At 66.5% G+C, this 25326-nt stretch carries 20 protein-coding genes, 1 pseudogene and 1 riboswitch; of the genes and pseudogenes, 17 read left to right on the top strand and 4 right to left on the bottom strand.

Annotated elements, in window-relative coordinates; genetic code table 11:
• The first annotated feature begins 46 nt into the window (after positions 1-46).
• The 17 genes and pseudogenes from BLT40_RS16110 (at position 47) to BLT40_RS16030 (ending at position 21198) form a co-directional block, all read left to right on the top strand.
• Positions 47-526: a hypothetical protein gene (locus tag BLT40_RS16110; protein ID WP_043691844.1), complete on the top strand. Its 480-nt coding sequence runs from the start codon at positions 47-49 to the stop codon at positions 524-526.
• 263 nt (positions 527-789) lie between these two features.
• Positions 790-1266, top strand: a complete 477-nt coding sequence (locus BLT40_RS16105; protein ID WP_090354880.1) for a Cif family virulence factor — start codon at positions 790-792, stop codon at positions 1264-1266.
• A gap of 72 nt (positions 1267-1338) precedes the next feature.
• A complete protein-coding gene (locus tag BLT40_RS16100; protein WP_176809197.1) occupies positions 1339-2355 on the top strand; it encodes a sensor histidine kinase in 1017 nt (338 codons plus the stop codon).
• Positions 2352-3068 carry a LytR/AlgR family response regulator transcription factor gene (locus BLT40_RS16095; RefSeq protein ID WP_090354875.1) on the top strand — a complete coding sequence of 239 codons (717 nt, stop codon included), beginning with the start codon at positions 2352-2354 and terminating at the stop codon, positions 3066-3068. The genes BLT40_RS16100 and BLT40_RS16095 overlap by 4 nt, the downstream gene beginning before the upstream one ends.
• An 84-nt stretch (positions 3069-3152) precedes the next feature.
• Positions 3153-4229 (top strand): annotated as a pseudogene (locus BLT40_RS16090) (acyltransferase); the annotation flags it as partial.
• A 23-nt stretch (positions 4230-4252) separates the two neighbouring features.
• Positions 4253-4488, top strand: a riboswitch (cobalamin riboswitch).
• 122 nt (positions 4489-4610) lie between these two features.
• Positions 4611-6488: a TonB-dependent vitamin B12 receptor gene (gene btuB / locus BLT40_RS16085; RefSeq protein WP_090354873.1), complete on the top strand. Its 1878-nt coding sequence runs from the start codon at positions 4611-4613 to the stop codon at positions 6486-6488.
• 28 nt (positions 6489-6516) lie between these two features.
• Positions 6517-7098 (top strand): hypothetical protein, encoded by a 582-nt coding sequence (locus BLT40_RS16080; protein ID WP_090354870.1) that lies wholly within the window; start codon positions 6517-6519, stop codon positions 7096-7098.
• A gap of 26 nt (positions 7099-7124) precedes the next feature.
• Entirely contained in the window at positions 7125-7727 is a 603-nt protein-coding gene (cobO, locus tag BLT40_RS16075) for a cob(I)yrinic acid a,c-diamide adenosyltransferase (protein ID WP_090354869.1), read from the top strand.
• Positions 7724-9013 carry a cobyrinate a,c-diamide synthase gene (locus tag BLT40_RS16070; protein WP_255364040.1) on the top strand — a complete coding sequence of 430 codons (1290 nt, stop codon included), beginning with the start codon at positions 7724-7726 and terminating at the stop codon, positions 9011-9013. Before cobO ends, BLT40_RS16070 begins: the two co-directional genes overlap by 4 nt.
• 14 nt (positions 9014-9027) lie before the next feature.
• The gene (gene cbiB, locus BLT40_RS16065) at positions 9028-9918 is read left to right on the top strand and encodes an adenosylcobinamide-phosphate synthase CbiB (RefSeq protein ID WP_218124573.1); all 891 of its coding nucleotides are present in this window, start codon (positions 9028-9030) and stop codon (positions 9916-9918) included.
• On the top strand, positions 9911-10891 hold the full coding sequence (cobD, locus tag BLT40_RS16060) for a threonine-phosphate decarboxylase CobD (RefSeq protein ID WP_090354864.1): 981 nt from the start codon (positions 9911-9913) through the stop codon (positions 10889-10891). The genes cbiB and cobD overlap by 8 nt, the downstream gene beginning before the upstream one ends.
• A complete protein-coding gene (locus BLT40_RS16055) occupies positions 10888-12360 on the top strand; it encodes a cobyric acid synthase (RefSeq protein ID WP_090354860.1) in 1473 nt (490 codons plus the stop codon). The genes cobD and BLT40_RS16055 overlap by 4 nt, the downstream gene beginning before the upstream one ends.
• Positions 12348-12869, top strand: coding sequence for a bifunctional adenosylcobinamide kinase/adenosylcobinamide-phosphate guanylyltransferase (gene cobU / locus BLT40_RS16050; protein WP_090354858.1), 522 nt, complete (start codon positions 12348-12350; stop codon positions 12867-12869). The genes BLT40_RS16055 and cobU overlap by 13 nt, the downstream gene beginning before the upstream one ends.
• Positions 12866-13909 (top strand): nicotinate-nucleotide--dimethylbenzimidazole phosphoribosyltransferase, encoded by a 1044-nt coding sequence (gene cobT, locus BLT40_RS16045; protein ID WP_090354856.1) that lies wholly within the window; start codon positions 12866-12868, stop codon positions 13907-13909. Before cobU ends, cobT begins: the two co-directional genes overlap by 4 nt.
• Complete coding sequence (locus BLT40_RS16040; RefSeq protein ID WP_090354854.1) at positions 13906-14445, top strand: histidine phosphatase family protein; 540 nt, start codon at positions 13906-13908, stop codon at positions 14443-14445. The genes cobT and BLT40_RS16040 overlap by 4 nt, the downstream gene beginning before the upstream one ends.
• Positions 14445-15161: an adenosylcobinamide-GDP ribazoletransferase gene (locus BLT40_RS16035; RefSeq protein WP_090354851.1), complete on the top strand. Its 717-nt coding sequence runs from the start codon at positions 14445-14447 to the stop codon at positions 15159-15161. The genes BLT40_RS16040 and BLT40_RS16035 overlap by 1 nt, the downstream gene beginning before the upstream one ends.
• Before the next feature lie 394 nt (positions 15162-15555).
• Positions 15556-21198: an autotransporter-associated beta strand repeat-containing protein gene (locus tag BLT40_RS16030; protein ID WP_090354849.1), complete on the top strand. Its 5643-nt coding sequence runs from the start codon at positions 15556-15558 to the stop codon at positions 21196-21198.
• A 122-nt stretch (positions 21199-21320) separates the two neighbouring features.
• Here the strand turns inward: BLT40_RS16030 and grxD are convergent, their stop codons facing one another.
• The 4 genes from grxD to BLT40_RS16010 all read right to left on the bottom strand — a co-directional run bounded on the left by grxD (position 21321) and on the right by BLT40_RS16010 (position 25214).
• Positions 21321-22244, bottom strand: a complete 924-nt coding sequence (gene grxD, locus BLT40_RS16025; protein ID WP_090354847.1) for a Grx4 family monothiol glutaredoxin — start codon at positions 22242-22244, stop codon at positions 21321-21323.
• A gap of 70 nt (positions 22245-22314) precedes the next feature.
• Complete coding sequence (locus BLT40_RS16020) at positions 22315-23184, bottom strand: UDP-2,3-diacylglucosamine diphosphatase (protein WP_090354845.1); 870 nt, start codon at positions 23182-23184, stop codon at positions 22315-22317.
• 167 nt (positions 23185-23351) lie between these two features.
• Positions 23352-23966, bottom strand: a complete 615-nt coding sequence (locus BLT40_RS16015) for an SGNH/GDSL hydrolase family protein (protein WP_090354843.1) — start codon at positions 23964-23966, stop codon at positions 23352-23354.
• Between the two features lie 3 nt (positions 23967-23969).
• A complete protein-coding gene (locus tag BLT40_RS16010) occupies positions 23970-25214 on the bottom strand; it encodes an aminotransferase class I/II-fold pyridoxal phosphate-dependent enzyme (protein WP_036116445.1) in 1245 nt (414 codons plus the stop codon).
• Positions 25215-25326 lie beyond the last annotated feature (112 nt).

Below are 25326 nucleotides of genomic sequence, written 5' to 3'. Positions count from 1 at the left end.
GCCGAACACGGTGTCATGTGTGCTCCTCAACCACGGAGTCACAACGATGCTTCGAAACACCCTCGCTGCCGCTCTTCTCGTCCTGCCGCTGGCGGCTTTCGCCCAGACGCCGCCCGCCGCCGATCGGTACGTCGACATCGTCAACTGGCCGACCGCGGAAGCCGGCCTCGACCGTTTCGCCGGTGTCGAAGCCACGCTCAACGGTGGCTTCGACAAGATCTGCGGCGACACCTTCTGCGAAGGCGAGTTTCACAACCTCCGCCCTATGCAGCTGACCTGTTCGGTCGACGCGACCAAAAGCAGCATGAAGCAGTGCGTGTGGACCTTTGCCGGGACCACCGCTTCGGTGGTCACCAAGTCCGGTGCCGTGCAGGCCGCCGGCAAGCTGTACAAGTGCAAGATCCGTCTGCCGAAGGACATGCTGGTGGAACAGTTCTACGAGGCCATGAAGGCGGATGACGCCCTCAACGCCAAGCTCCCCGGGTCCCGCAATTCCGTCTACGACAGCCTCGTCGGCTGTCTCTGAGCCCATCGGGCTATACCGGTAAGGTTTGATACGACCCGGGCCGCCGGCTCCGCGAAAGCGGCGCCGGCGGCTTCCCGCTGTCGTCGGAGCCAGCCCTGCCGGCGAAAAGCCAACGAGGCGGTGACGCGGCGAACTTCCGTTGTGCCAGTAACGCTTCCCAACCGTTTCATCGCACTCCACGCCCGCCCCACCGCACACACTCTTGGCGACCCATCCCCACACCTGATCTCCTCGTACGTCTCACCACGTACGAGGCCTTGACCATGTCCTTGCACCCCGCATTCAGCGCATTCGCTCTCCTGCTCACGCTCCCCTGCTTCGCCGCCGACGCACCCAAAGCCGAAATCCAGCACGCCGTCGACACCTTCCAGGCCGCATTGAAAGCTCACGACGCCAAAAGCGTCTCCTCCCTGTTTCTCAACGACAACATCTCCTGGTACACCTCACTGGGTGATGCGTCCTTCACGAGCGTCAAGGCCAGACACTCCGAGGTAACCACGGCTTACAAAGCCGGCACCCTCAAACAGTTCACCGACTTCATCGGCTCCGGCAAGGTTCAGGTCGAGGAGCGCTTCCACAACATCCGCATCGATACCGACGGAACGGTCGCCTCCGTCTACTTCGATTTCGACTTCCTCGCCGACGGCAAGATAGCCAACCATGGCGCCGAAACCTGGCAGATGATCCATACGCCGGACGGCTGGAAAATCGCGGCCATGCTCTACTCGTCGAACTTCTGACCGATAGAATCGGATCCGGGCGAACGAGGGCGGCGCATGCGGGAAGACAGGAACGTAACAGTATCGCCGGGCATGGCCTGGATCGCAGGCCTGCCTATCCTCGGCTGCATGCTGGTGATGGGTTTGCCGTCGCTTGCCGATCCGAAGGTCCTCGCGTTTCGCCTCTTCTACACCGCTGCGTACCTGGCATGGATCGTCCCGCTGGGCTGGCTCCAGCGCGTGCTATGGCGACGGGCGGCGAGCGCATGGACGATGGCAGCCTGGTTGCTGCCGATCAGCTACGCGATGTCCGTCGCCAATGCACTCTTCGCCCTCGAATTTCTCGCGAGTCCGGCCATGCGAGCGCGGGTCGGCTGGGCCTGGGTGTTCGGCGGGCTCGACGGCTGCTGGCTGGCGCTGATCGCTTTTTGTGGCATGCAGGCAATGGTGCTGCACGGGGCGGAACTTCGCGCCGAAGGCCTTCGGTTGCGCGAGGCATCGCAAGCGGCCCGTGATGCGGAGTTGCGTGCCTTGCGCTACCAGCTGCAGCCACACTTCCTTTTCAACACGCTGAATGCGATCTCGGCCCTGGTACGCGACGATCGTAAGCGCGATGCCACGCGCATGATCGCCCGCCTGGGCGATTTTCTTCGCGCGACGCTGGAGCAGTCGCCCGGGCACGAAGTGACGGTCGCGGACGAGATCGCCTTTACCTCTACCTACCTGGATATCGAGAAGGCGCGGCTGGGCGACCGGCTGCGCGTGAACATTCACACCGGTCCGGACACGCTCGATGCGCAGGTGCCCTACCTCCTGCTGCAGCCGCTGGTCGAGAACGCCATCCGGCATGGCATCGCACCCCGCCGTGAGGGCGGCCGGATCGACATTCGTGTCGAGCGTGACGGAGGAACACTTCGCGTGTGGGTCGATAACGATCGCTTCGACGGGCCTTCAGCAGGAGGGCAGGGCGTGGGTCTGACGAATGTACGTGCCCGCCTCGATGTGCTCTATCCCGGCAATCACCTGCTGGAAGCTGGCCCTCGCGGCGATCGGTGGCGCACGGCGGTCACCTTGCCCGTGCGCTCTGCCGTCATGCGGACAACCGCATGATTCGCATCGCCGTCGTCGATGACGAGCCCCTCGCTCGCAGGGGCGTGCAGGTCCGCCTTAATGCGGAGCCCGACGTTATCGTCGTCGCCGAGGCGGCGGATGGTCAGGCGCTGGCCGCCATGCGTCGAACCGATGTGGATCTCGCGATCGTCGATGTCCAGATGCCTGGCCTGACCGGTATCGATGCCCTGGCGGCCATACCGCCTCCCGACCGACCGTTGGCGATCCTGTTGACCGCGCACGACTGCTTCGCTCTCCGTGCCTTTGAACTGGGCGCGGTGGATTACCTGCTGAAGCCCATCGATGATGAACGCTTCGCCGAAGCGATTGAACGGGCTCGTCGACAACTCGGCAGGGCGGTGACCACGACAACGAGGCAGGCCGAACGCTTCGCCATTCGCATCGGCGCCCGCATTCACTACGTCGCTGCGGACGAGGTCGAGTGGATCGAGGCCGACGGCGATTACGCGGCGCTGCATGTACGCGGCGAACGGTATCTGCTCCGCGAAACCCTGCATACGCTGTCCAGGCGACTCGACCCGCTGCGCTTTCTCCGGGTGCACCGCTCGGCCATCGTTCGGGTGGATCAGGTCGCCGAACTCCTGCCACGGTCCAACCGCGACGCGGTGGTTCGATTGAAAGATGGTGCGACGCTGCGCGCAAGTCGTACCTATATCGATGCCCTGCTCGCCGCGTTGCACCGCGGGCAATGAGCGCGCCCGCGAATCGCCATAAACGCGCCGTGCATCCGCCCGGACGCGCCCGCACATTGACGTGACACCCAGGGGATCCCACGCATGAACCGCACTCCCGGCCTCGACACGCTGCGCGCGATCGCCATCGCCTGGGTGATGTTGTTTCACAGTTATCTGGTCGGCGGCCTCGGCGAGGGCTTCAGCAAGCTGGAATGGTCGGGGTGGATAGGCGTCGACCTGTTCTTCGTGCTGAGCGGCTACCTCATCGGCACGCAGGTGCTGAAGTCCCTGAAGACCACCGGAAGACTCGATTTCCCTGGCTTCTACCGGCGCCGTTTCGTACGGATATTTCCTGCGTTCATCGTCGTGCTGGCGATGTATGCGTTATGGCCGGCATGGCGAGAAACGCCGGGTATGCAGCCGTTGTGGCAATTTCCGACGTTTACCTTCAACCTGTTGTTCGACAACGGCGACAACTATGCGTTCTCCCACGTGTGGTCGCTATGCGTGGAAGAACACTTCTATCTCGTCTTTCCCTTGCTGGCCTTCGCGCTGACGCGCAAACCCGCTCTGTGGAAGTTCATCACCGTATGCGTCGCGGTGGTCGCCGGCGGCCTCCTGTTGCGGGCGTGGCTGTGGTCCGATTTGCTGGGACCGGCTCGTGATACGGACATCAGTGCGGGCCTGGTCTATCTCCGTTACCTCTATTACCCCACGTGGCCGCGCCTGGATGGGCTCGTCGCCGGTGTCGCCCTGGCGGCGTGCGGGGTGTATCGCCCGCAGTGGATGGCATGGATCCATGCGCGCGGGGGCTGGGTGCTCGGCGCCGCCACCGTTCTCCTTGGCGTCTGTCTGGTCCTTTTCGACGGTGCACGCCCCCTGTTCTGGCCCTGCGTCATCGGCTACCCCCTGCTGTCGCTGGCGATGGGTGGCTTCGTCGCCGCCTTCAGCGGCCCGACCGTCTTCGCAAGGCTGCGGGTGCCCGGTGCCGGATGGCTGGCCGCCGCTTCGTACAGCCTCTATCTCTGCCACAAAGGCGTTTTTCATCTGACGGAGGGGCTGCTCGGTGACGGTCTGGCCGGTCATCGCTTCGTCCGTTTCGCCATCTATGCGTCCGCGACCCTGGCTGGCGGTGCGCTGCTTCACTATGGTGTCGAGCGCCCGTTCCTGCGCTGGCGCGACCGCCGCGTTCATGCTTCGGATACACTACCGCCGCCCAAGGTGATTCCCGGCGTCGCAGCCGGGGATTGAAACGGGAATCCGGTGACCCGCGCGATCCACGAGGTCCGCGTCATTCCGGAGCTGCCCCCGCAACGGTAGGCGAGCCAAAGGTCTGCATGAAGCCACTGTGCCCCGAAAGGCATGGGAAGGCGCCGACCGGCAGGGATTCTCCCTGCGCTCGCAAGCCCGGAGACCGGCCTTCGAGGTAACACCGGACAGGCGGAGGGCCATGTCGTGGGTGGCCGGCCGGCCTTCCGCCATCGGCGATCCCCGCTACCGTCTCCCTGTCTCTCGCCATTCATGCCGCGCGGATGGGCGCGGTAGTGCAGGAGTCACCACGTGTCGCTTCGTATTTCCACCCTCGCGGTCGCCATCGCGATGGCATGCCTCGTTCCCGCCGCGGCCTTCGCCGATGACACCTCCACCGACCTCGACAAGGTGGTGGTCACCGCGAGCCGGACCGAGCAGACCCAGGCGCAGGTGCTGTCCGCCTCCACGGTGATCGACCGTGCCGGGATCGAGCGGCTGCAGCCGCGCTCGCTGGCCGACCTGCTGCGTGCGACGCCCGGTGTGTCCATCGCCAATAACGGCGGCCCGGGCAAGTCGACCTCCGTCTTCATGCGCGGCACCGAGTCCGACCACGTGCTAGTGCTGATCGATGGCGTGAAGGTAGGTTCAGCGACCTCCGGTACGGCGGCCTTCCAGGATATTCCGGTCGACCAGATCGAGCGCATCGAAATCGTCCGTGGCCCGTTCTCCAGTCTCTATGGCTCGGACGCGCTGGGCGGCGTCATCCAGATCTTCACCCGTCGTCCGGAAGGCAGCTTCGTGCCGAACTTCTCCGTCGGCGGCGGCAGCTACGACACCTTGCGCGGCTCGGCCGGCTTCAGCGGACGCGGCGCGAACGGCTGGTACGCGGTGGAAGCGAACCACGACCAGACCGACGGCATCAACGCATGCCGCGGCCGCCCCAGCCCGGGCGGCGGCGGTTGCTACACCTACGAGCCGGACAAGGACGGTTACCGCAACAATGCGCTGTCGCTGAAGGGCGGATGGCGCTTCGACGAGCAGTGGGACGCCGACGTCAATGCCATGCGCACCGAAGGCGCCAACCATTACGACGGCACCAGCAGCAACTTCGCCGACTCGTCGACGCAGGTCGTTGGCGGCCGTCTGCGCTATACGCCGTCGAAGGACGTGAAATTCACCCTCAACCTCGGTCGCAGCGGTGACTTCTCGACCGACTACGAGAACGGCGTCTACGCCGATACGTTCAACACGCATCGCGACGTCGCCTCGGTGCAGGCGGACCTCGGTCACGTCGGTGGGGACGCAGGCCAGACCACGCTCGGTTACGACTGGCAGCGCGATCGCGTCGTCGGCAGTACCGACTACTTCGTCGATGCGCGTCGCAACCACGCGATTTTCGGCCAGTGGCTGCAGGCATTCGGCGACAGCTCGATCCAGGCCAGTCTGCGCCGTGACGAGAACAGCCAGTTCGGCGGCAAGACCACCGGCAGCCTGCAGTACGGCTACATGCTGACGAAGGACCTGCGTGTCACCGGCAGCTACGGCACCGCGTTCAAGGCACCGACGTTCAACGACCTGTACTACCCCGACTACGGCAATCCGGACCTCCGCCCGGAAACGTCCCGCAACTGGGAGCTGGGGCTGCGCGGCACGCCCACGTGGGGTAACTGGTCGATCAATGCCTTCCAGAATCACATCGACAACCTCATCGTCTTCGACTCGAGCCTGACCGGTCCGCTGTTCCCGTTTGGCGGCGCGAACAATATCGACCGCGCACGGATCCGTGGCGTGGAGCTGGCAGCCGACACCACCGTCGCCGACTGGCGCCTCTCGGGTAACGCGACGTGGCTGCAGCCGGAAGACGATAGCGACGACGACAGCAAGGGCAACCTGTTGCCACGACGTGCCCGCCGTACCGCGAATATCGACGTCGACCGCTCGTTCGGCGCGCTGAGCGTCGGTGCCAGTGTGTTCGCCTCGGGCTATCGCTATGACGACTCGACCAACCTGCACCGGCTGGGTGGCTACGCGCTGACCGATCTGCGCATCGCGTACGCCTTCGCGCCGGCGTGGTCGGTGGAGCTGGCCGGCAAGAATGTCTTCGATCGCCACTACGAGACCGCGCGTTACTTCAATCAGCTGGGTCGCAACTACATGCTCACGTTCCGTTACCAGCCCCGCTCGTAATCCGTCCCCCCGTACGAGGTACGCCCCGATGAAACCCCTGTCACGTCCGTTGTTTGTCGCCATGTCGGCATGGTTCGCGCTGATCATGATCGCCACGCGTTTTCATCACTTCGGCGATGTACTGCATCTTCCCGACGCGTCGATGGCGTTGTTCTTCCTCGGGGGTATCTACCTGCGAAAGCACCTGGCCTTCGTGGCCTTCGTCGTCCTGGCCGTGCTGATCGACTGGGTCTCGATCAGCTACGCGGGCGTGAGCGACTTCTGCATCACGGTGGCCTATTCGTTCATGCCGCTGGCGTACGCCGTGCTCTGGTACGGCGGCCGCCTGGTGGCACCGCGTTTCGACGGTTCACTGGCATCGCATGCGATGGTTTTCGCGGCATTGCTGGTCTGCGCCACGGTCTCGTACGCCATATCCAATGGTGCGTTCTACTGGCTGGGTGGCCGTTACACCGATACCAACATGACCCAGTACGTCCAGCGCTTCATGCAATGGGCGCCGCTCTTCGTGCGTGCCGCCGCGGCGTATGTGCTGGTGGCTCAGGTGGTCCAGGCGGCGGTCTGGCGCTTCGCACCGCGGGCACGGGACGCCCGTACCACCCACGCATGAGCGGCGACACCACGCCATGGAGTGACATGGACGAGGAGGCTCGTCATCGCGACCGCATGCGCCGGAAGAAGGAGCTGATCGACCGGCGTATCGCGAAAGCGACCATCGATCGCGGCGTGCTCGTGGTCAACACCGGCAACGGCAAGGGAAAGAGCTCGTCCGGATTCGGTATGCTGGCGCGGTCGCTCGGCCATGGCTTTCGTTGTGGCGTCGTCCAGTTCATCAAGGGCAGTTTTTCCACCGGCGAGGAGGCATTCTTCCGCATGTTCGAAGACGGTCCGCTCGATTACCACGTGATGGGCGAAGGCTATACGTGGGAGACACAGGACAAGGCGCGCGACATCGCGGCGGCCATGGCCGCGTGGGATGTCGCCGAGCGCATGCTCGCCGACCCGGCATACGATTTCATCCTGCTCGACGAGCTGAACATCGCGCTGGTGAAGCAATACATCCCGCTCGATCGCGTGCTCGACGCCTGCCGGGCGCGACCCGAACGACAGCATGTGGTGATCACGGGCCGTGGCGCGCCGGACGCGCTCGTCGAACTGGCGGATACCGTGACCGAGATGCGCGTCGTGAAACACGCCTACCAGGCGGGTATCCGCGCGCAGAAGGGCATCGAACTGTGAGCCGTTCGTGTCCCGCGCTGCTGGTCTCGGCACCTGCGTCGGGGCAGGGCAAGACCAGTGTGACGGCGGCGCTGGCGCGTGCGCAGGCGCGTGCGGGTCGCAAGGTACGCGTCTTCAAGACCGGACCCGATTTTCTCGACCCGATGATCCTCCAGCGCGCATCCGGCGCTCCGGTTTACCAGCTCGACACCTGGATGGGTGGCGAAGACGACGTTCGCGCGCGACTCCATGCCGCGGCGGAGGAGGCGGACCTGATCCTCGTCGAGGGCGTGATGGGCCTGTTCGACGGACGCCCGTCGAGCGCGGATCTGGCCCAGCGATTCGGTTTGCCCGTTCTTGCCGTGATCGATGGCAGTGCCATGGCGCAGACGTTCGGTGCGCTGGCGCATGGACTGGCCAGTTATCGCGACGGGCTCATCGTGCACGGCGTGATCGCCAACCGTGTCGGCAGCGCTTACCACGCCACCTTGCTGCGCGAGAGCCTGCCGCCTGCGCTTACCTGGTACGGCGCGCTCCCGCGCGATGCGGCCATGGGTCTGCCCGAGCGGCATCTCGGTCTCGTGTCCGCCTCGGAACTGGCGGATCTCGATGCGCGGCTGGATGCGCTGGCCGACGCGTTGCCCGTCGAGGCGGTGGGCCAGCTGCCACCCGCGGTCGTTTTCCAGGCACCAGCCGACCGACATTCCACGCGGCGGCTGGACGGCCGCCGCATCGCCATCGCCTGCGACGAAGCATTCGCCTTCGTGTACCCGGCCAATCTCGACGTGCTGCGTGACGCCGGCGCGGATCTGATCTTCTTCAGTCCGCTGGCGGGTGACGCCTTGCCCCCGTGCGATGCGATCTGGCTTCCGGGGGGCTATCCCGAATTGCACCTCGACACGCTGACGACCCGTGACGATCTGCGCCGCGATCTGCACGCGCATGTCGATGCCGGACGCCCCCTGCTGGCGGAGTGCGGCGGTCTGCTCTATGCCCTCGACCGGCTCACCGACACGCATGGCCGTACAGCCAGCATGGCTGGGCTGATCGCCGGAGACGCGACGATGCAGCCGCGCATGGCGGCGCTCGGGATGCAGTCGGTCGATCTGCCCGAAGGGCTCCTGCGCGGTCATTCGTTCCACTATGCGAAGGCGACGATCGCCACTACGGCGCTGGCGATGGCGAGCAACCCGAATGGCGGGCCCACCGCCGAGGCGGTCTACCGCCGTGGGCGCATGACCGCCAGCTTCGTGCACTTTTATTTCCCATCGAATATCGACGCCGCGCTGCGTCTTTTCCTGCCGTGACCACCGCCTTCGCGATGCTCGCGGCGCTGCTGCTCGATGCATGGTGGGGTGAGCCACGACGCGCGCACCCGCTGGTCGGCTTCGGCCATCTCGCGCAATGGATCGAGCGACAGCTTTATGCCGGTCGCCGCCCCCGGGGGATCCTGGCCTGGTGCCTGGCGGTGCTTCCGCTGGTCGGACTGCTCGCCCTGATCCGATACGGGGTGCCCACCGCGCCCGGGTTTGTCATCGATACAGTGGTGCTGTATCTCGCCGTGGGTCGGCGCAGCCTCGCGGAGCACGCGTTGCCCGTCGCCGATGCGCTGAGCGCGGCAGATATCGGTGCGGCGCGGCAGGCGGTCGGTCGCATGGTCAGCCGCGATACGGAGGCCCTGGATGCCTCGCGTGTTGCCGCCGCCGCGACGGAATCCGTCCTCGAGAACGGACACGACGCCGTCTTCGGTGCGCTGTTCTGGTTTCTGTTGCTGGGCGCGCCGGGCGTGCTGGTGTTCCGTCTGGCGAATACGCTGGATGCGATGTGGGGCTACCGGACGCCGCGCTATCTGCGCTTCGGCTGGGCGGCGGCGCGCATCGACGACGTGCTCGGGTTCATCCCCGCAAGGCTCACCGCGCTGACGTATGCGCTGGCGGGCGAATTCACGACGGCACGTCGTTGCTGGGCGACGCAGGCACCGTTGTGGGACAGCCCCAACGCCGGCCCGGTGATGGCCGCCGGTGCGGGCGCGCTGAACGTGCAACTGGGTGGGCCCGCGCCGTACCACGGTCAGTGGGAAGACCGTCCTGTCCTCGGCACAGGAGATGCGCCCGACGCCACCTCGATACGACGCGCCCTGCGTCTCGTCGACCGAGGCGTAGCGATCTGGATCGGTCTCGCACTCGTGGCTGGAGTAGCCACGCATGCTTGAGCACGGCGGACGTCTGGCTCGTGCGGTGACACAGCACGGCATTCCACGCGAACGCTGGCTCGATCTGTCGACGGGTATCAGCCCGTACGCCTATCCCGTGCCCGCCGTACCAGCCGTGGCATGGCACCGGTTGCCCGAGGACGACGACGGGCTCATGCACGCGGCCCGCGCCTGCTACGCGGCGCCGCATCTTCTGGCCGTTCCCGGCTCGCAGGCGGCGATCATGGCGTTGCCGCGCATGCGGCCACGCTCGCGTGTGGGCGTGATCTCGCCGGGCTACAACGAGCATGCGCATGCGTGGCGGCAACACGGTCACGACGTCCGCGAGTGTCCGGCGGATGCCTTGTTCGAACGCGCCGCCGACTTCGACGTGATCGTGCTGATTCATCCCAATAACCCTGGCGGCGACCGGTTCCGTCGCGAGGCGCTGCTCGCGTTGCACGCATCGCTCGCGTCGCGCGGTGGCTGGTTGATCGTCGACGAGGCGTTCATCGACACGCGACCGGACGGCACGCTGTGCGCCGCGGCATGCGACGGTCTGATCGTCTTGCGCTCGGTGGGTAAGTTCTTCGGCCTCGCCGGCGTGCGCGCGGGGTTTGTCGCGTCGTCGCCGGGCCTGCTGGAGGCGCTGCGTGAATGTCTGGGGCCGTGGACGCTGAGCGGGCCGACGCGCCACGTCGTGAAGGCGGCGCTGACCGACGTCGACTGGCAGATCGCCATGCGCGCGCGGCTGCACGAGGACAGTGCGCGGCTGGTCGCATTGCTGACGAAGCACGGACTGCGTCCCGACGGTGGCTGCGATCTCTTTCAGTATTGTCGCCACCCCGACGCCGCTCGTCTCCACGACGCCCTCGCGGCGCGTGCCATCCTTACCCGCCGCTTCGACGATCCGCCGGCGCTGCGTTTCGGCCTGCCAGGCGACGAGGCTGGCTTCGATCGCCTGGATGTGGCACTGACCGAGGTGCTGGCTTGAGCGCGCGCGTACTCATGGTGCAGGGTTGCACGTCCGACGCGGGCAAGAGCACCGTCGTCGCCGCGCTGTGCCGCTGGCTGCGCCGCCGCGGTGTCGCGGTCGCGCCGTTCAAGCCGCAGAACATGGCATTGAATTCAGCCGTCACGGTCGATGGCGGCGAGATCGGTCGCGCACAGGCGGTGCAGGCGCAGGCGGCGGGCGTCATGCCGCATACCGATTTCAACCCCGTGCTGCTCAAGCCGAACAGCGACACCGGTGCGCAGGTGATCGTCCACGGACACCCCGTCGGCAACATGGACGCCGTCGGCTATCACGCGTACAAACGTGTCGCGATGGACGCGGTGCTCGCGTCGCATGCGCGACTCGCCGATGCCTATGCGGCGATCGTCGTCGAAGGTGCCGGGAGCCCCGCCGAGATCAACCTGCGCGATCGCGATATCGCCAATATGGGGTACGCCGAGGCGGTCGACTGTCCTGTCATTCTGGTGGCCGACATCGATCGTGGCGGCGTCTTCGCCCATCTCGTCGGCACGCTGGCTTTGCTGTCGGAGAGCGAACGTAACCGCGTGGCGGGCTTCGTCATCAATCGCTTTCGCGGCGATACCGCGCTGCTCCAGCCCGGTCTCGACTGGCTGGAGCGTGAAACAGGCAAGCCGGTACTGGGCGTCCTGCCCTATCTTCACGGCATGGTGCTGGAAGCCGAAGACGCCTTGCCGCGGGACCGGGTGCGTCGCGAGCACGCGCGCCTGCGTGTGGCCGTGCCCGCGCTTCCACGGATCAGCAATCACACCGATCTGGACGCGCTGCGCCTGCATCCCGATGTGGCATGTGTCTTCGTCGGTCCGGGCGAGAGCTTTCCGGCATGCGACCTGATCGTCCTGCCCGGATCGAAGTCCACCCGCGCGGATCTGGCATGGCTGCGGTCTCAGGGCTGGGACCAGGCCATCCTCCGGCACGTCCGTTACGGCGGCCACGTCATCGGCATCTGCGGCGGCATGCAGATGCTCGGCCACGCGGTGCACGACCCGCTTGGCGTCGAAGGGGTCGCGGGCTCCAGCAGCGGGCTCGGCCTGCTCGACCTCGAAACGACACTGGCGCCCGCCAAACAGTTGCGCATCGTCAGCGGCCAGGTGAGTGGCAGCGATGCCACCGTCACCGGTTACGAGATTCACTGCGGTGTAAGCACCGGCGCGGGGATGAAGCATCCCGCCGTCGTGCTGGACGACGGGCGCGACGACGGCGCGCGCTCCGACGATGGACGCGTCATCGGTACCTACCTGCACGGGCTGTTCGATCACCCGGATGCCTTGCGCGCATGGCTGGGACACGCGGGTCTCGATGGGCCGGCGCCCTTCGACCTCGGCGCGTTACGCGAGGCGACGATCGACCGCCTGGCCGACACGATAGACGCGCACATGAATACGGCGGTACTCACCCGACTTTTTGGACTCGATGCATGCAGACCCTGATTCTGGGCGGAGCCCGCTCCGGCAAGAGTGCGCTGGCGGAGAGATTGGCCAGCGCGTCCGGCCGCGAGGTGGTGTACGTGGCCACCGCGCAGGCGCTCGACCTGGAGATGGCCGAACGCATCGCGCATCACCGCGCACGGCGGCCCGCGTCGTGGACCTCCGTGGAAGAGCCGCTGATGCTCGCCCGCGTCCTTCGGGAGCACGCGGCGGAGCATCGCTGCGTACTCGTCGATTGCCTCACCTTGTGGCTGTCCAATCTGCTGGGCATCGACGACGGTCGTCATTTCGGCAGTGAGCACGAGGCGCTGCTGGCCACGGTGGCGACGTTGCCGGGCGACATCCTGTTCGTGAGCAACGAAGTCGGTCTGGGTGTCACTCCCATGGGCGCGCTGAGCCGCCGGTTTGTCGACGAAGCCGGTCGGCTTCACCAGTCACTGGCCCAGCGCTGCGAGCGGGTGTTGTTCACCGCCGCGGGCCTGCCCCTCGCTTTGAAAGGAACCCTGCCATGAAGCACTGGCTCGCCACACCCGCACGGGTCCCCGATGCCGCCGCCGCCGAGGCGGCGACCTTGCGTCAGGCGACGCTGACCAAGCCGCCCGGCTCGTTGGGGAGGCTGGAATCGCTCGCCGTGCAACTCGCCGCGCTGCAGGGGCGTGAGCGTCCTCGTGTCGACGTGGTCTGGATCGCGGTGTTCGCCGCCGACCATGGCGTGGCGGTCGAAGGTGTCTCCGCGTTCCCGCAGGTGGTCACCGGCGAGATGCTGCGTAACTTCGCGCTCGGCGGCGCCGCGATATCCGTGCTGGCGAGGGCGCTCAACGCCACCCTCGACGTCGTCAGCCTCGGAACGGTCAACGATCCGGGCGACGTCGCCGGCGTACGCCGTGAAATCATCGCGCCGTCGACCGCGAATATCGCCGGGGGGCCGGCCATGACGGATGCCCAGCTCGATGCGGCGCTGATCACTGGCGTACGTAGTGTCGAGCGCGCGGTCGCCGCCGATGCGCAGGTCTTCATCGGCGGTGACATGGGTATCGGCAATACGGCGGTCGCCAGCGCGCTTGCCTGCGCCTTGCTGGGTGAATCGCCTGATGTGCTCGTGGGCGCCGGCACCGGACTCGACCAGGCGGGCATCGCGCGCAAGGCCGCGACGATCGAGCGCGCGCTGCGTGCCAACGCGGCGGCCATCACGCCGCTCGAATGCCTGCGCTGTCTGGGCGGTTTCGAAATCGCCGCCTTGACCGGCGCCTTCATCGCCGCGGCTCAGCATGGCATGCCGGTGCTCGTCGATGGCTTCATCACCTCCGTGGCCGCGCTCGCGGCCGTCGCGTTGCGTCCGGATGTGCGCCCATGGCTGATGTTTGCGCATCGCTCACAGGAGCGCGGCCACGCGCGCGTACTCGCCGCGCTGGGTGGCGAGCCGTTGCTCGACCTCCAGCTGCGTCTGGGCGAAGCCAGTGGCGCCGCGTTGGCCGTCCCGCTGCTGCGTCTGGCCTGCACCCTGCACGGTTCGATGGCGACCTTCGCCGAGGCCGGAGTGTCCGAGGCATGAGCATCGATCTGCTGCGCCACGGCGATACCGGCCAGCGAAGCTATCGCGGGCAGCTGGACGATCCCCTGACCGAGCTGGGCTGGCAGCAACTCCGCGATGCGGTGCTGGGCCATGAGTGGGATCGCATCGTCTGCTCGTCGATGGCGCGCTGTTCGCGTTTCGCGACCGAGCTTGCCGAACGGCGCGGTCTGCCGCTGCGCATCGATACGCGGCTTGTGGAGTATCACTTCGGCGACTGGCAGGGCGTGCCTGTCGAGACGATCGCGGAGACGGACGGCGATGCGCTCGGCCGCTTCTGGGCCGACCCCGTGATGCATCCGCCCCCGGGCGCGGAAACATTCGACGCCTTTCGCGAGCGACTGTCGGCGGCGCTCGACGATATCGCGGTGGAGGCGAGCGATGCGCGCGTGCTCGTCGTGACCCACGGCGGTGCGATTCGCCTGCTCCGTTGCGTGGCGGAACATCGCTGCTTCGGTGACATGGCGGGCATCGACGTTCCGCACGCGTCGCTGCATCGGGTCGCCTGGACACCGTAATGCGCGGACTCGTGACCGCGTTCGCCTTCCTCACGCGCATCCCGATGCCTCGCGTGCCGATGGGTGAGCGCGAACAGGCCGCTTCGCTGAAGTGGTACCCCTTCGTGGGACTGGTGATCGGCCTGGCGCTCAGCGCGCTGGCCCTCGTGGCGCAGCGATGGGCGACGCTACCCGGAGCCGCCGTCCTGCTTCTGCTCTGGGTCGCGCTCACCGGTGCCCTGCATCTGGACGGCCTTGCCGACAGCGCCGACGCGTGGATCGGCGGGATGGGCGATCGCGAACGCACCCTGACGATCATGAAGGATCCGCGCAGCGGGCCGGCGGCCATCGTCGCTCTGGTGCTCGTCCTGTTGCTCAAATTCTCGGCGCTGGCCTCGCTGGCCGATCCCTTGTTACTGGTGCTGCCGCCCCTGCTGGGGCGCGCGGCGCTGGTCGGCCTGTTTCTCACCACGCCGTATGTCCGCAAGGGCGGGATGGGTGATGCCTTGCGCGGCGCTTCGGCCACCGGCTGCCGGGCGTCATTCTTCATCGCGGTGGCCGTTGCCGCCTGCTTCGGCGCGCGGGGCGCCATCGCAATCGGCGTCGGCCTCGTCGTCGGCGCCTGCTGGCGGCGCGCGTGCGTGATTCGCCTTGGCGGCTTCACCGGCGATACCGCCGGGGCGATGGTGGAGATGGTGGAAGTGGCGACCGTACTCGCGCTCATGGCGACGCGCTGACGCCACTGTCGACGACACCCGGCGTCCACTAAAGGCAGATCGCTCCGGTAATCATCGAGTCTGCATCGATCGGGTCCGCCCGGTCTGGCGGGGCGAGCCTGCGCATGCCGCGTGGCTGGCCGGATGGGTGACGCAGCGCGACAGATCGTGCCGCGATGAGGCACTACACGTCGTCACACATGGAATCTGTGCACGGATTCACATTTCTGTTATGTGTCGCCACATTTTCTTCACGTCTTGCCGAAATTGCATCTCGTCGGCGTTGGCACAGACTTTGCTCTGACCTTTGCCCGTACAGGGGAAGCCGCCGCATTGGCATCCAGCCGTCTTTACCTAGCGCAGTTCCACGGAACCGTGACGGCCTGTCGCACCCAAAATTCAGGAGATCGCCGTTTTGAACAGAGTTTTTCGCATCGTATGGAATCGCGCACTTAATCAGTTCGTGGTCGCCTCTGAACTTTGCCGTTCGCGCGCCAAGGGCGCACGCTCCACCGGCGGCGGCTCCGCGATCGCCATCACCACGGGCCGTCTGGCGGCTGGTGTGCTGCTCGCCCTGGCCGGGACGACTGGCGCTTTCGCGCACACGACGTCCATCGGCTACGCGAATTCGGGCAACAACTCGCTGTCGTTCTATTACGGCACGTACCATCAGTCCGACGAAGCGACGTACACGGAAGGTTCGCTCCACCTCACCTCCACGGCCGGCTTCGACCAGACCGTCTCGTTCAACATCCTGACCGGCACCAAGCCGGCCGGCCTGGTCGACGGCGACACGAACTTCTTCTCGGACGGCACCAAGCTCATCGGCACGCCAAATCGGGTGATCGCGAACTGGCAGGGCGTGACCTTCAATAACCTGGTGCACGGTACCTACACCTTCACCTATATCCCCATCGCCAACCCGACGCAGGTCTGGGCACCGATCGACAACGTGATCCTGTCGAGCACGATCACGATCATCAATGCCGACCTCAGCACGGCACCGCACGTGGTGGCCGGCCAGGTCGTCGACCAGACCTATGCGATCGATCCGTTGATCATGGACGGCGGCACGGTGAAGAACACCGCCGACGGCACCATGAGCCAGATCGTCAGCATCACGAACAATAACGGCACGTTCGACACCAACGGCCACAACCTCACGCTCACCGGCGAGATGGATGGCCGCGGCGCGCTCATCAAGCAGGGTGAAGGTACGCTCAATCTGCGCGGCGACAACACGTCCGTCGGCGAGATCGACCTCAACGGTGGCGCGATCAACGTGCTGTCCGATGCGGCCCTGGGCGATACGAGCAACGATCTCAAGTTCAATGGCGGCAGCCTGCAGTGGGGTGCGGACTTCGACCTCAACAGCGGGCGCAACGTCACGCTTGGCGCCAACGGCGGCACGTTCGACCTGCAGACCTACGATACCGATGTCTCGAACAGCATCTCGGGCACCGGTTCGCTGACCAAGACGGGCACCGGCACGCTCACGCTGTCCGGCACGAATACCTATACCGGCGGCACCCATGTCGCCGGGGGCGACCTGATCGTCGCCAGCAGCGGGAAACTCGGCACCGGCATACTGAACGTCGACACCGGCTCCGCCGTCACGATGAACAACGCCACGCAGACGGTCGCAGGCCTTGCTGGCGGCGGCGGTATCGACCTCGAAGGCACGACCCTGACCCTCAGCGGCAACGGCGCGTCCACCACGTACGGCGGCGTGCTTTCCGGTACCGGCGGCCTGATCAAGAATGGCAGCAGCACGCAGGTACTGACCGGCAGCAACACCTACAGCGGTGGTACCACGGTCAACGACGGCACGCTCGCTTTCGCCAGCGATGCCAACCTCGGCGACGCGGCGGGTAGCCTGACCCTCAACGGCGGTACGCTCGAAGCGACCGGCACGGGTAGCACGGCACGCGACATCCACGTGGGCGGTGGCGCCATCGCGGTGGACGGCGGTCAGCAGCTGACCTCGACCGGAAGCGTCAGCGGTACCGGTGGCCTGATCAAGAACGGCGGCGGCACCCTGATCGTCGACGGCGTCGCGTCTCAGGCCGGCGGCGTGACCGCGAACGGTGGCGTGCTTTCCCTGAGCGGCACCAATACCTATACCGGCGACACGACCATCAACACCGGTGCGACCGTCCTCGTGTCTCGCGATAACAACCTCGGCGCGTCCGCGAACCAGGTCGATCTCGACGGCGGCGCGCTGATCGCGACCGGAAGCTTCGCCACGGCGCGCGACGTGACCGTCGGCAGCGCGGGTAGCAGCCTCGGTGCCAGCACGGGCACCACGCTCACATCGACGGGCGTCGTGTCCGGCAGCGGTACGTTGAACACGCAGGGCGCGGGCACGATCGTGCTTGCCGGAACGAATACCTACACCGGCGGCACCGCGATCAACGGTGGCGTCCTGCAGATCTCTTCCGACGCCAATCTCGGCGCAGCGGGCGGCGCCATCGGCCTGTTCGGCGGCACCCTGCACTCGACCGCCGACATCACCAGCACGCGCGACGTCACCACGGGCGGTGCGGGCGGCGTCGATGTCGACGCAGGAACCACCTTCAGCACCTCGGGTACCGTCAACGGTGCCGGAGCCTTGATCAAGAATGGCGAAGGCACGCTCGCGATGTCCGGCACGCTCAGCCAGGGCGGTGGCGTGACGGTCAACGACGGCACGCTGGTCCTGTCGGGCAACAACACTTACGAGGGTGCCAACACCCTCAACGACGGCACGCTTCAGATCGCCAGCGACGCCAACCTCGGTGACGCCGCCAACCATGTCGTCTTCCAGGGCGGCCAGTTGCACGTGACCGGCGATACCACGACGGCGCGCACGGTCGATACGACCGCCGGTTCCGATGCCGACCTCGTCGTCGACGGCGGGAAGACGGTAGCGCTCAACGGCACGGTGCAGGGCCAGGGCGGTCTGGTGGCATCCGGCACGGGTACCCTGGTCCTCGGGAGCGCCAACACGTACACCGGCGGTACCTCCGTGAACGGCGGCACGGTGCGGATCGGTAACGACGCGGCGCTCGGTGCCGCAACCGGCGCCATCACGCTCGCCGGCGGCACGCTGCAGGCGACGGGCGATGTCGCTTCGGCCCGCAACGTCACGGTGAACGGCGGTGCATTCGCCATCGACCAGGGCGCCACGTTTGCCACGACGGGCAACGTCGGCGGCAACGGCGGTCTGGTGAAGAACGGCAGCGGCACGCTCGAGATCGATGGCACGGCGTCGCACACCGGCGGTACCACGATCAACGACGGTACGCTGGTTCTGACGGGCAACAACAGCTACACCGGCGGCACCACGCTCAACGGCGGCACGCTGCAGGTCGGTAGCGACGCGAACCTTGGCAATACGTCGGACGCCCTGGTCTTCAGCGGCGGCACGCTGCACGCCACCGGCGACGTAAGCAGTGCGCGCGCCGTCACGGTGAATGCCGACGCGGTCATCGCGACGGATGCCGGTGCGAGCTTCGCGACATCGGGTACGGTTTCCGGTAACGGTGGCGTCACTAAGAAGGGCGACGGCACCCTGATTCTCAGCGGCGACAACACGTACACGGGTGCGACCACGATCGACGCCGGCACGCTGCAGATCGCGTCCGACACCAACCTCGGCGCATCGACATCCGGCCTGACCTTCAACGGCGGCTCGCTGCACACCACCGGTAACATCGTCACCCAGCGCACGCTCAACCTCGCCGGCAATGCCACTGTCGTCAGCGACGCCGGTACCTCGTTCACCGCCGCAGGCGCAGTTGTCGGCAACGGCGGACTGGTCAAGAACGGCGAAGGTACGCTCTCGATCACCGGCGTCGCGTCGCATACCGGCGGCACGACCGTCAACGAAGGCACGCTGGTGCTCTCGGGCAACAACACCTATACCGGCGGGACCGTGATCAACGGCGGCACGCTGAGCATCGCCAGCGATGCCAACCTGGGTGATGCCGCCAATGCCGTCACGCTCAACGGCGGCAACCTGACGGTGACCTCGAGCATCACCACCGCGCGCAATATCGTCATCGACAACGGCGGCGGCTCGATCACCACGGACACCGGGGCCACGCTCAGCCAGACGGGCAGCATCTCGGGCAACGGCACGCTGATCAAGCTCGGTGGCGGCACGCTGATCGTCAGCGGCAACAACAGCTTCACGGGCGGCACACTGGTCAACGGCGGTATCATCCGCATCGACAGCGGTTCGTCGCTGGGCACCGGCGACATCATCCTGCAAGGTGGCACGCTGCAGACCTATGCGACCCTCGGTACGGGTCAGACGGTCCTGGTCAGCGGCAACTCAGGCGTGAATGTCTCCGCCGGCACCACCACGGTGCTGTCGGGCGACATCAACACCAGTGGCGCCTCGGGTTGCTTCATCAAGAGCGGCGCCGGTGCACTGAGCCTCACCGGCAAGGCGTCGCTCGACCAGGGTACCTGCGTGCAGAACGGTACCCTCCGCGCGAACGGCACGCTCAACAGCAGCTTCGTCAATGTCGACGCGATCGGCACGCTGCGTGGCGTCGGTGTCATCAACGGTCCCGTCAACGTGACAGGCCGCCTGGCACCGGGTAACTCGCCGGGTACGCTGACCGTCAACGGTACGGTGACGATGAATGCGGGCAGCACCTTCGAAGCTGACATCGATGGCAAGGGAACCGGCACGGGCGCAGGCAACTACTCCCGTTTGCTCGTGGTAGGCGCGGGTCATCAGTTCATCGCCAATGGCACGCTGGCACCGCTGCTCCGCGGCATTACCGGTGACGCGAGCAATACGTTCACGCCGACGCTGGGCGATACCTACCGTATCGTCACCGCCGAAGGCGGCATCGTCGGACGCTTCAGCAGCCTCGACCAGCCGAGCGTCGGTCTGCCCGCGAACACGCGCTTCCTGGCCTTCTACAACCTCGCCAACAGCAACAGCATCGACCTGCGCGTCGTGCCGAAGGCGTACAGCGAGTTCCTCGGCACGGGTACCACGCGCAATACGCTGGCGCTGGCCGGTGCGCTGGACCGCGCGGTGGATGCGCAGATCGCCGGCAACGGCGCGGCCTATACCGCTGTCGTCAATGCCATCGGTGCGCTCGATACCGGTCGCATCGCCGACACCGTCAAGGCGATGGCCGGCGAAGTGCACGCCGACCAGGCGGCCGCAGCACGCGGCATGGGTCTGGCGCTCAACCGCGATGCCTTCGACCACCTGGGCACCGACACGACCAATCCGGCCAACAAGGTCTGGGCAAACGTGACCCAGGACGGCCAGCGCTTCGTCGCCGACAACCAGGGTTCCGGCTACAACGCCAGCACCAGCCACGTCACCGCGGGCGTAGACGTCTTCACGAACGACACCACGGTCATCGGTGTGGGCGCGTCGCATGGCGAGAGCAACATCATCGCCACCGGCGGCCAGGGCACCATCCGCGGCAACGCCGGCCTGATCTACGCCCAGCAGAAGGCCGGTGCCGTCATCGTCGACGGTGTCGTGTCCTACGGTTCGGACGACTGGTCGAGCCGTCGCATGGATCCGTTCGGCAATGGTTCGCTCGAGACGCGCGCGGATGGTCATGACACGATGGCCAGCCTCACGGCGCGCCTTCCGATGAATGCCGGTGGCCTGCGCATTGAGCCGTATGCCGGTGTGATCTGGCAGAAGGTGGAACGTGACGCGGTGAACGAGACGGGCACGTCGCCGGCAGCGCTGTCGCTGGACAAGCTGTCCGTGACCGGCACCCGTGCCCTGGTGGGCGTGACCGCCGGCTCGAACGCGAACGATCCGCTCGCCTCCGAGCTGACCTGGCGCGTCGGTGTCGCCGGTGGCGTGGATTCGGGCAAGCTGCTCGATCCGACGGTACGCGCCCAGCTCGCCGGCGAACAGTTCGAAACCAAGGCACCGGATGCGGGTCGCGGTTTCGTGCAGTTCAACGCGAACGGCACGATGCGCCTTGCCCGCAACACCTACCTCTACGGCGGCCTCACCGCCGAACAGGGTTCGGGCCGGACGGCATACGGTGTGACTGCCGGTGTGCGCGTCGCCTTCTGAGGCGACGCATCCGGGGAAAAAGCCCGCTCGCAGCGAGTGTAAAAAGCTCGCTGCGGCAGGTACGTAAAGAAAAAAGGCGCCCCTCGCGAGAGGGGCGCCTTTTTCTTCGCTGTCGAAAGCGATCAGTAACGCGGAACCGTCGGGTCGATCTCGCGAGCCCATGCATCCATCCCGCCTTCCACATTGAACAGGTGGGTGAAGCCGTGCGCCGCCAGACGCTCGGCCGCCGCCTGGCTGGAAATGCCGTGGTGGCAGATGAAGGCGATGGCCGTGTCCTTGGGCAGGGCGGCGAAGGCTTCGTAGCCCTCGTCTTCCAGAATGCGCGCGCCGGCCAGCGGGGCCGCCATGGCGCGACCGTGCGCCGGGCGCACGTCGACGAGGATGACCTCGCCCGCAGCGAGCTTGTCTTTCAGCTGATGCACGGTGATCGACGCGATCTCGACCGCACCCGGGAACTTGAGGCTGAGGCCTTCGCCCTGGACGGTGCTGACCCAGTCGATCACGATGCCCTTGGCCCGCTGGGCACTACCCGGATCGAAGTGCACTTCGATACCGCTGGCGACAACGACGATGTCGTGGTCGCCCGCCGGCGCCAGCTGGAAGCCGGCGCTGTGGTCCGGGCCGATTTCCAGATGCAGGGCCTGGCCCTGGGCATTGGCCATGCCGCCACGAATGGCTTCGGCGGCCTTGTCGGTAATGGTGATTTCCGGCGGGGTACGGTCCGGCGCGCTGGCGCCGAACAGCGTGTACAGCTCGCCGCTGGTGTACATCTGACGGATGATGTCCGAACCGCCGACCAGCTCACCCTTGACGTAGAGCTGCGGGATCGTCGGCCACTGGCCGTACTCCTTGATGCCCTCGCGGATTTCCGGGTCTTCCAGCACGTTGACGGTGTGGTAGGTCGGGATGATGTCGTTGAGCGTGTTGGTCGCCGCGGCGGAGAAACCGCACATCGGCTGCTGGCGCGTTCCCTTCATGAACAGCACGACCTCGTGCTCGGAAAGGAGGGATTCGATGCGCTCGCGAGTGGGTGTATCGAGGGCCATGGGGTCACCGCGGATAGGAAAGGGGCCATTTTACCGGCATCCCTCGCACATGGGCCCGTTCTCGTGACTTTCAACCTGCTAGTGACGTTTCCGCCCGCAACTCCGCCAGATTGGCCCGGCAATCGGCGAGCGGAGCGAACCCCAACACGGCTTCGGGCGAGGGCAGCACGGTCTCACGGCTCGCGCGACCCAGCGGCGTGCGGCGCTCGGTCCAGTGAATCAGCTCCATCGCGCCGCTGAAGTCCTCGACCAGGGCGGTGCAGTGCTCGACCCAGTCGCCGTCGTTCATGTAGAGCACGCCTTCCAGCGGACGGATGTGGCCGAAGTGGATGTGCCCGCAGATATGCCCGTCGAATCCGCGCTCGCGGGCATCGGTGGCGACGCGTTGTTCGTAGTCGCGAATATAGGCCAGTGCGGCGCCGACGTGTGACTTGAGGATGATCGACAGCGGCATGTACGGCAGTTCCAGTCGCTTGCGCACCGCATGCACGCGGCGGTTGGCCCAGCAGATGAAGCGGTGCAGGGTGTCGCCCAGCCAGTTGATCCACTTGCGACCGATGTGCTCGGGGTCGTACTCGTCGCCGTGGCTGATGCGGTAGCGGCGGCCATCCGCACCCTGGTGCACCGCATCCAGTTCCACCCGGATCCCGGCGATGGTCGAGCCGGCGAGGCCGCGCATCTGGTAGTCGTGGTTGCCAGGAAGGTAGGTCACCTGGATGCCACGGGCCGCCATCGCGATCAGCTCGGCGATCACCGCGCTGTGGTCCGGGTGCCACCAGTGGCGTTTGGCCAGCGCTTCCAGGTCGACGATGTCGCCGACGAGGTAGAGGCGCTCGCAGTCGAGGCTCTTCAGGAAATCGAGAAGATAGGCAGCCTTGCAGTCCGGCGTACCGAGGTGCACGTCGGAAATGAAGGCGGCGCGACACGTGAACTTGGCCATGGCGGCGATTTCCGGGGTTGTCCCGGGAGATCAGTCTCGGGGCGGGACGTAACCGGGGCATGGCGTGGGTGTTGCAGGTGTGTTGCGGGTGGGCATCAGGGGCATGCCTCGCGGCGCGCAGTTTGCCTCCGGGTTGCGGTGGTCGGTTGGCAGTGGCCTGGCGACGATCAGCCTGGTAGTTCGCGAACGGCCGCGAGTGCCTGCGGGAAAATCCGCTCCACCCACATTCCATACTGCCTGGCGGAAGGATGAAGGCCATCATCCACGAGCATGTCCGGCCTTGCGCCGGCCTCGCGCGACGCGGTCGTCACATCCACCCAGCGTGCGTGCGCCCGATGCGTTTCGTCATGCGCAATGGCATTGAACGCATCGATCTCACGCCCTATCGCCGCGCGATCCCGCCCCTCGGCAAACGCCGTCACGCCCCAGTCGGGAATCGACACGACCACCACGCGGCGCGAGTCGCCGGCGAGCTTGCCCGCGCGTTCGAGCAGAGCAAGAAACTGCTCGCGATATTCGACCGACGAGCGCCCGCGGTACTGGTTGTTGACCCCGATCAGCAGGGTCACCAGCCCGTACTTGCCGTGCAGTCCGGCGGCATCCATCGCCGACGACAGCTCGTCAGTCGTCCAGCCGGTAGTGGCGACGATGTATGGCGCAGCCACGGCCACACCATGCTCGCGCAGCCGGGCAACCAGTTGCACCGGCCAGCGACCTTCTTCGGGCACGCCCTCGCCGATCGTGTATGAATCGCCGAGGGCGAGGAAGCTCGCTTCCGCCACGGCTCAGGCGACCGCGCTCGCGACCGGGGCGGCTTCCTCGGCCATCCGCTCCAGCACGCGGTTCATCCGCACGAACACCTCCTGCAACTGCGTCGGCTCGGGCAGCAGCGTGAGACGCAGGTGCCGGCTGGCGGAAAGATTGAAGCTGGTGCCGGGTACGACCAGCACGCTTTCCTGTTCGAGCAGGCGCAGCGCGAACGCCGTGTCGTCGAAATGCGCGATGGCGTCGGCGCGGATCTGCGGAAACGCGTAGATCGCTCCGCCCGGTGCCACGACATCCAGGAACGGGCTGGCGGCGACGCTGTCGAGCACCACCTGACGCGCGCGGTGCAAGCGGCCGCCCGGCGCGGTGAGTTCACCGATGGTCGGCTTGTCGAGCAGCGCGGGACGCACGGCCCACTGCGCGGTGACGTTCGCACAGAGGCGCAGAGCGGCCAGCAGCTGCAACGCGTCGCGGTATTCCGCGGTGCGCTTCGGGTCGCCTGACAGGCTCATCCAGCCGACCCGGTAGCCGCAGGCACGGTGCACTTTCGACAGACCGCCGAAGCTGACGCAGGGGTGATCGCCGGCCACGGCCGCCAGCGGCTGGAAGGGCGTGTCGTCGTAAAGGATTTCGTCGTAGATCTCGTCGCACAGCAACAGCAGGCCATGGCGGCGGGCGACGTCGACGATGCGCTCGAGCAAGGCCCCGGGATACACGGCGCCGGTGGGATTGTTCGGATTGATCAGGACCAGAGCGCGCGTGCGCGGTCCGATCAGGGCCTCGATCTCTTCCGGATCGGGCAGGTGCGCGTTCTCGGCCAGGCAGCGGTAGTAGCGGGGACTGCCGTCGTTGAGGATCGTGGCGGCACTCCACAGCGGGTAATCCGGGCTGGGCAGAAGCACCTCGTCACCCGGCTGCAGCAGCGCGCGCAGGGAGATGTCGATGAGTTCGCTGACGCCGTTGCCGATGAACACGCGCTCCACGTCCACGCCGAACGAACCACGCGCTTTCTGCTGGGCCACGATGGCCTCGCGCGCTTCTTCCAGACCCTGCTCGTGCCCGTAGGCCTCGCTGTCGGTCAGATGGGCGCCGATGGCTTCGCGCAGGTGCGGGGGCGTGGAAAAACCATAGCGGCCCGGGTTACCGATGTTCAGTTTGATGATCGGCTGGCCGGCCGCTTCCATGTCGCGGGCGCGCCGGGTGAGGGCGCCGCGGATTTCGTAGCGCACTTCCGCCAGGTGCGCGCTGGGCTTGATCGAGGACACTTCTGACGACTTCCGGTAAGTACGGCGGGCCGTTTCCCGCCGTCGTCACCCGATCCTAACAGCGTCGCGGCGGCGTCGCGAGGCGGATTTCGGGCGATAAGCGGGCATAATC

Origin of the sequence: Dyella sp. 333MFSha (genome assembly GCF_900102405.1) — a bacterium.
GTDB classification, from domain to species: Bacteria; Pseudomonadota; Gammaproteobacteria; order Xanthomonadales; family Rhodanobacteraceae; genus Luteibacter; species Luteibacter mycovicinus.
This window is presented reverse-complemented; position numbering and strand designations above follow the sequence as displayed.

What these genes read in the sequence shown, in the direction of transcription:
- BLT40_RS16110 (WP_043691844.1), top strand. Translation starts at nt 47, where the DNA reads ATGCTTCGAAACACCCTCGCTGCCGCTCTTCTCGTCCTGCCGCTGGCG.
- cobO (WP_090354869.1), top strand. Translation starts at nt 7,125, where the DNA reads ATGGACGAGGAGGCTCGTCATCGCGACCGCATGCGCCGGAAGAAGGAG.
- cobD (WP_090354864.1), top strand. Translation starts at nt 9,911, where the DNA reads ATGCTTGAGCACGGCGGACGTCTGGCTCGTGCGGTGACACAGCACGGC.
- cobT (WP_090354856.1), top strand. Translation starts at nt 12,866, where the DNA reads ATGAAGCACTGGCTCGCCACACCCGCACGGGTCCCCGATGCCGCCGCC.
- BLT40_RS16095 (WP_090354875.1), top strand. Translation starts at nt 2,352, where the DNA reads ATGATTCGCATCGCCGTCGTCGATGACGAGCCCCTCGCTCGCAGGGGC.
- cobU (WP_090354858.1), top strand. Translation starts at nt 12,348, where the DNA reads ATGCAGACCCTGATTCTGGGCGGAGCCCGCTCCGGCAAGAGTGCGCTG.
- grxD (WP_090354847.1), bottom strand. Translation starts at nt 22,244, where the DNA reads ATGGCCCTCGATACACCCACTCGCGAGCGCATCGAATCCCTCCTTTCC.
- BLT40_RS16105 (WP_090354880.1), top strand. Translation starts at nt 790, where the DNA reads ATGTCCTTGCACCCCGCATTCAGCGCATTCGCTCTCCTGCTCACGCTC.
- cbiB (WP_218124573.1), top strand. Translation starts at nt 9,028, where the DNA reads ATGCTCGCGGCGCTGCTGCTCGATGCATGGTGGGGTGAGCCACGACGC.
- BLT40_RS16100 (WP_176809197.1), top strand. Translation starts at nt 1,339, where the DNA reads ATGGCCTGGATCGCAGGCCTGCCTATCCTCGGCTGCATGCTGGTGATG.
- BLT40_RS16035 (WP_090354851.1), top strand. Translation starts at nt 14,445, where the DNA reads ATGCGCGGACTCGTGACCGCGTTCGCCTTCCTCACGCGCATCCCGATG.
- BLT40_RS16040 (WP_090354854.1), top strand. Translation starts at nt 13,906, where the DNA reads ATGAGCATCGATCTGCTGCGCCACGGCGATACCGGCCAGCGAAGCTAT.
- BLT40_RS16020 (WP_090354845.1), bottom strand. Translation starts at nt 23,184, where the DNA reads ATGGCCAAGTTCACGTGTCGCGCCGCCTTCATTTCCGACGTGCACCTC.
- BLT40_RS16080 (WP_090354870.1), top strand. Translation starts at nt 6,517, where the DNA reads ATGAAACCCCTGTCACGTCCGTTGTTTGTCGCCATGTCGGCATGGTTC.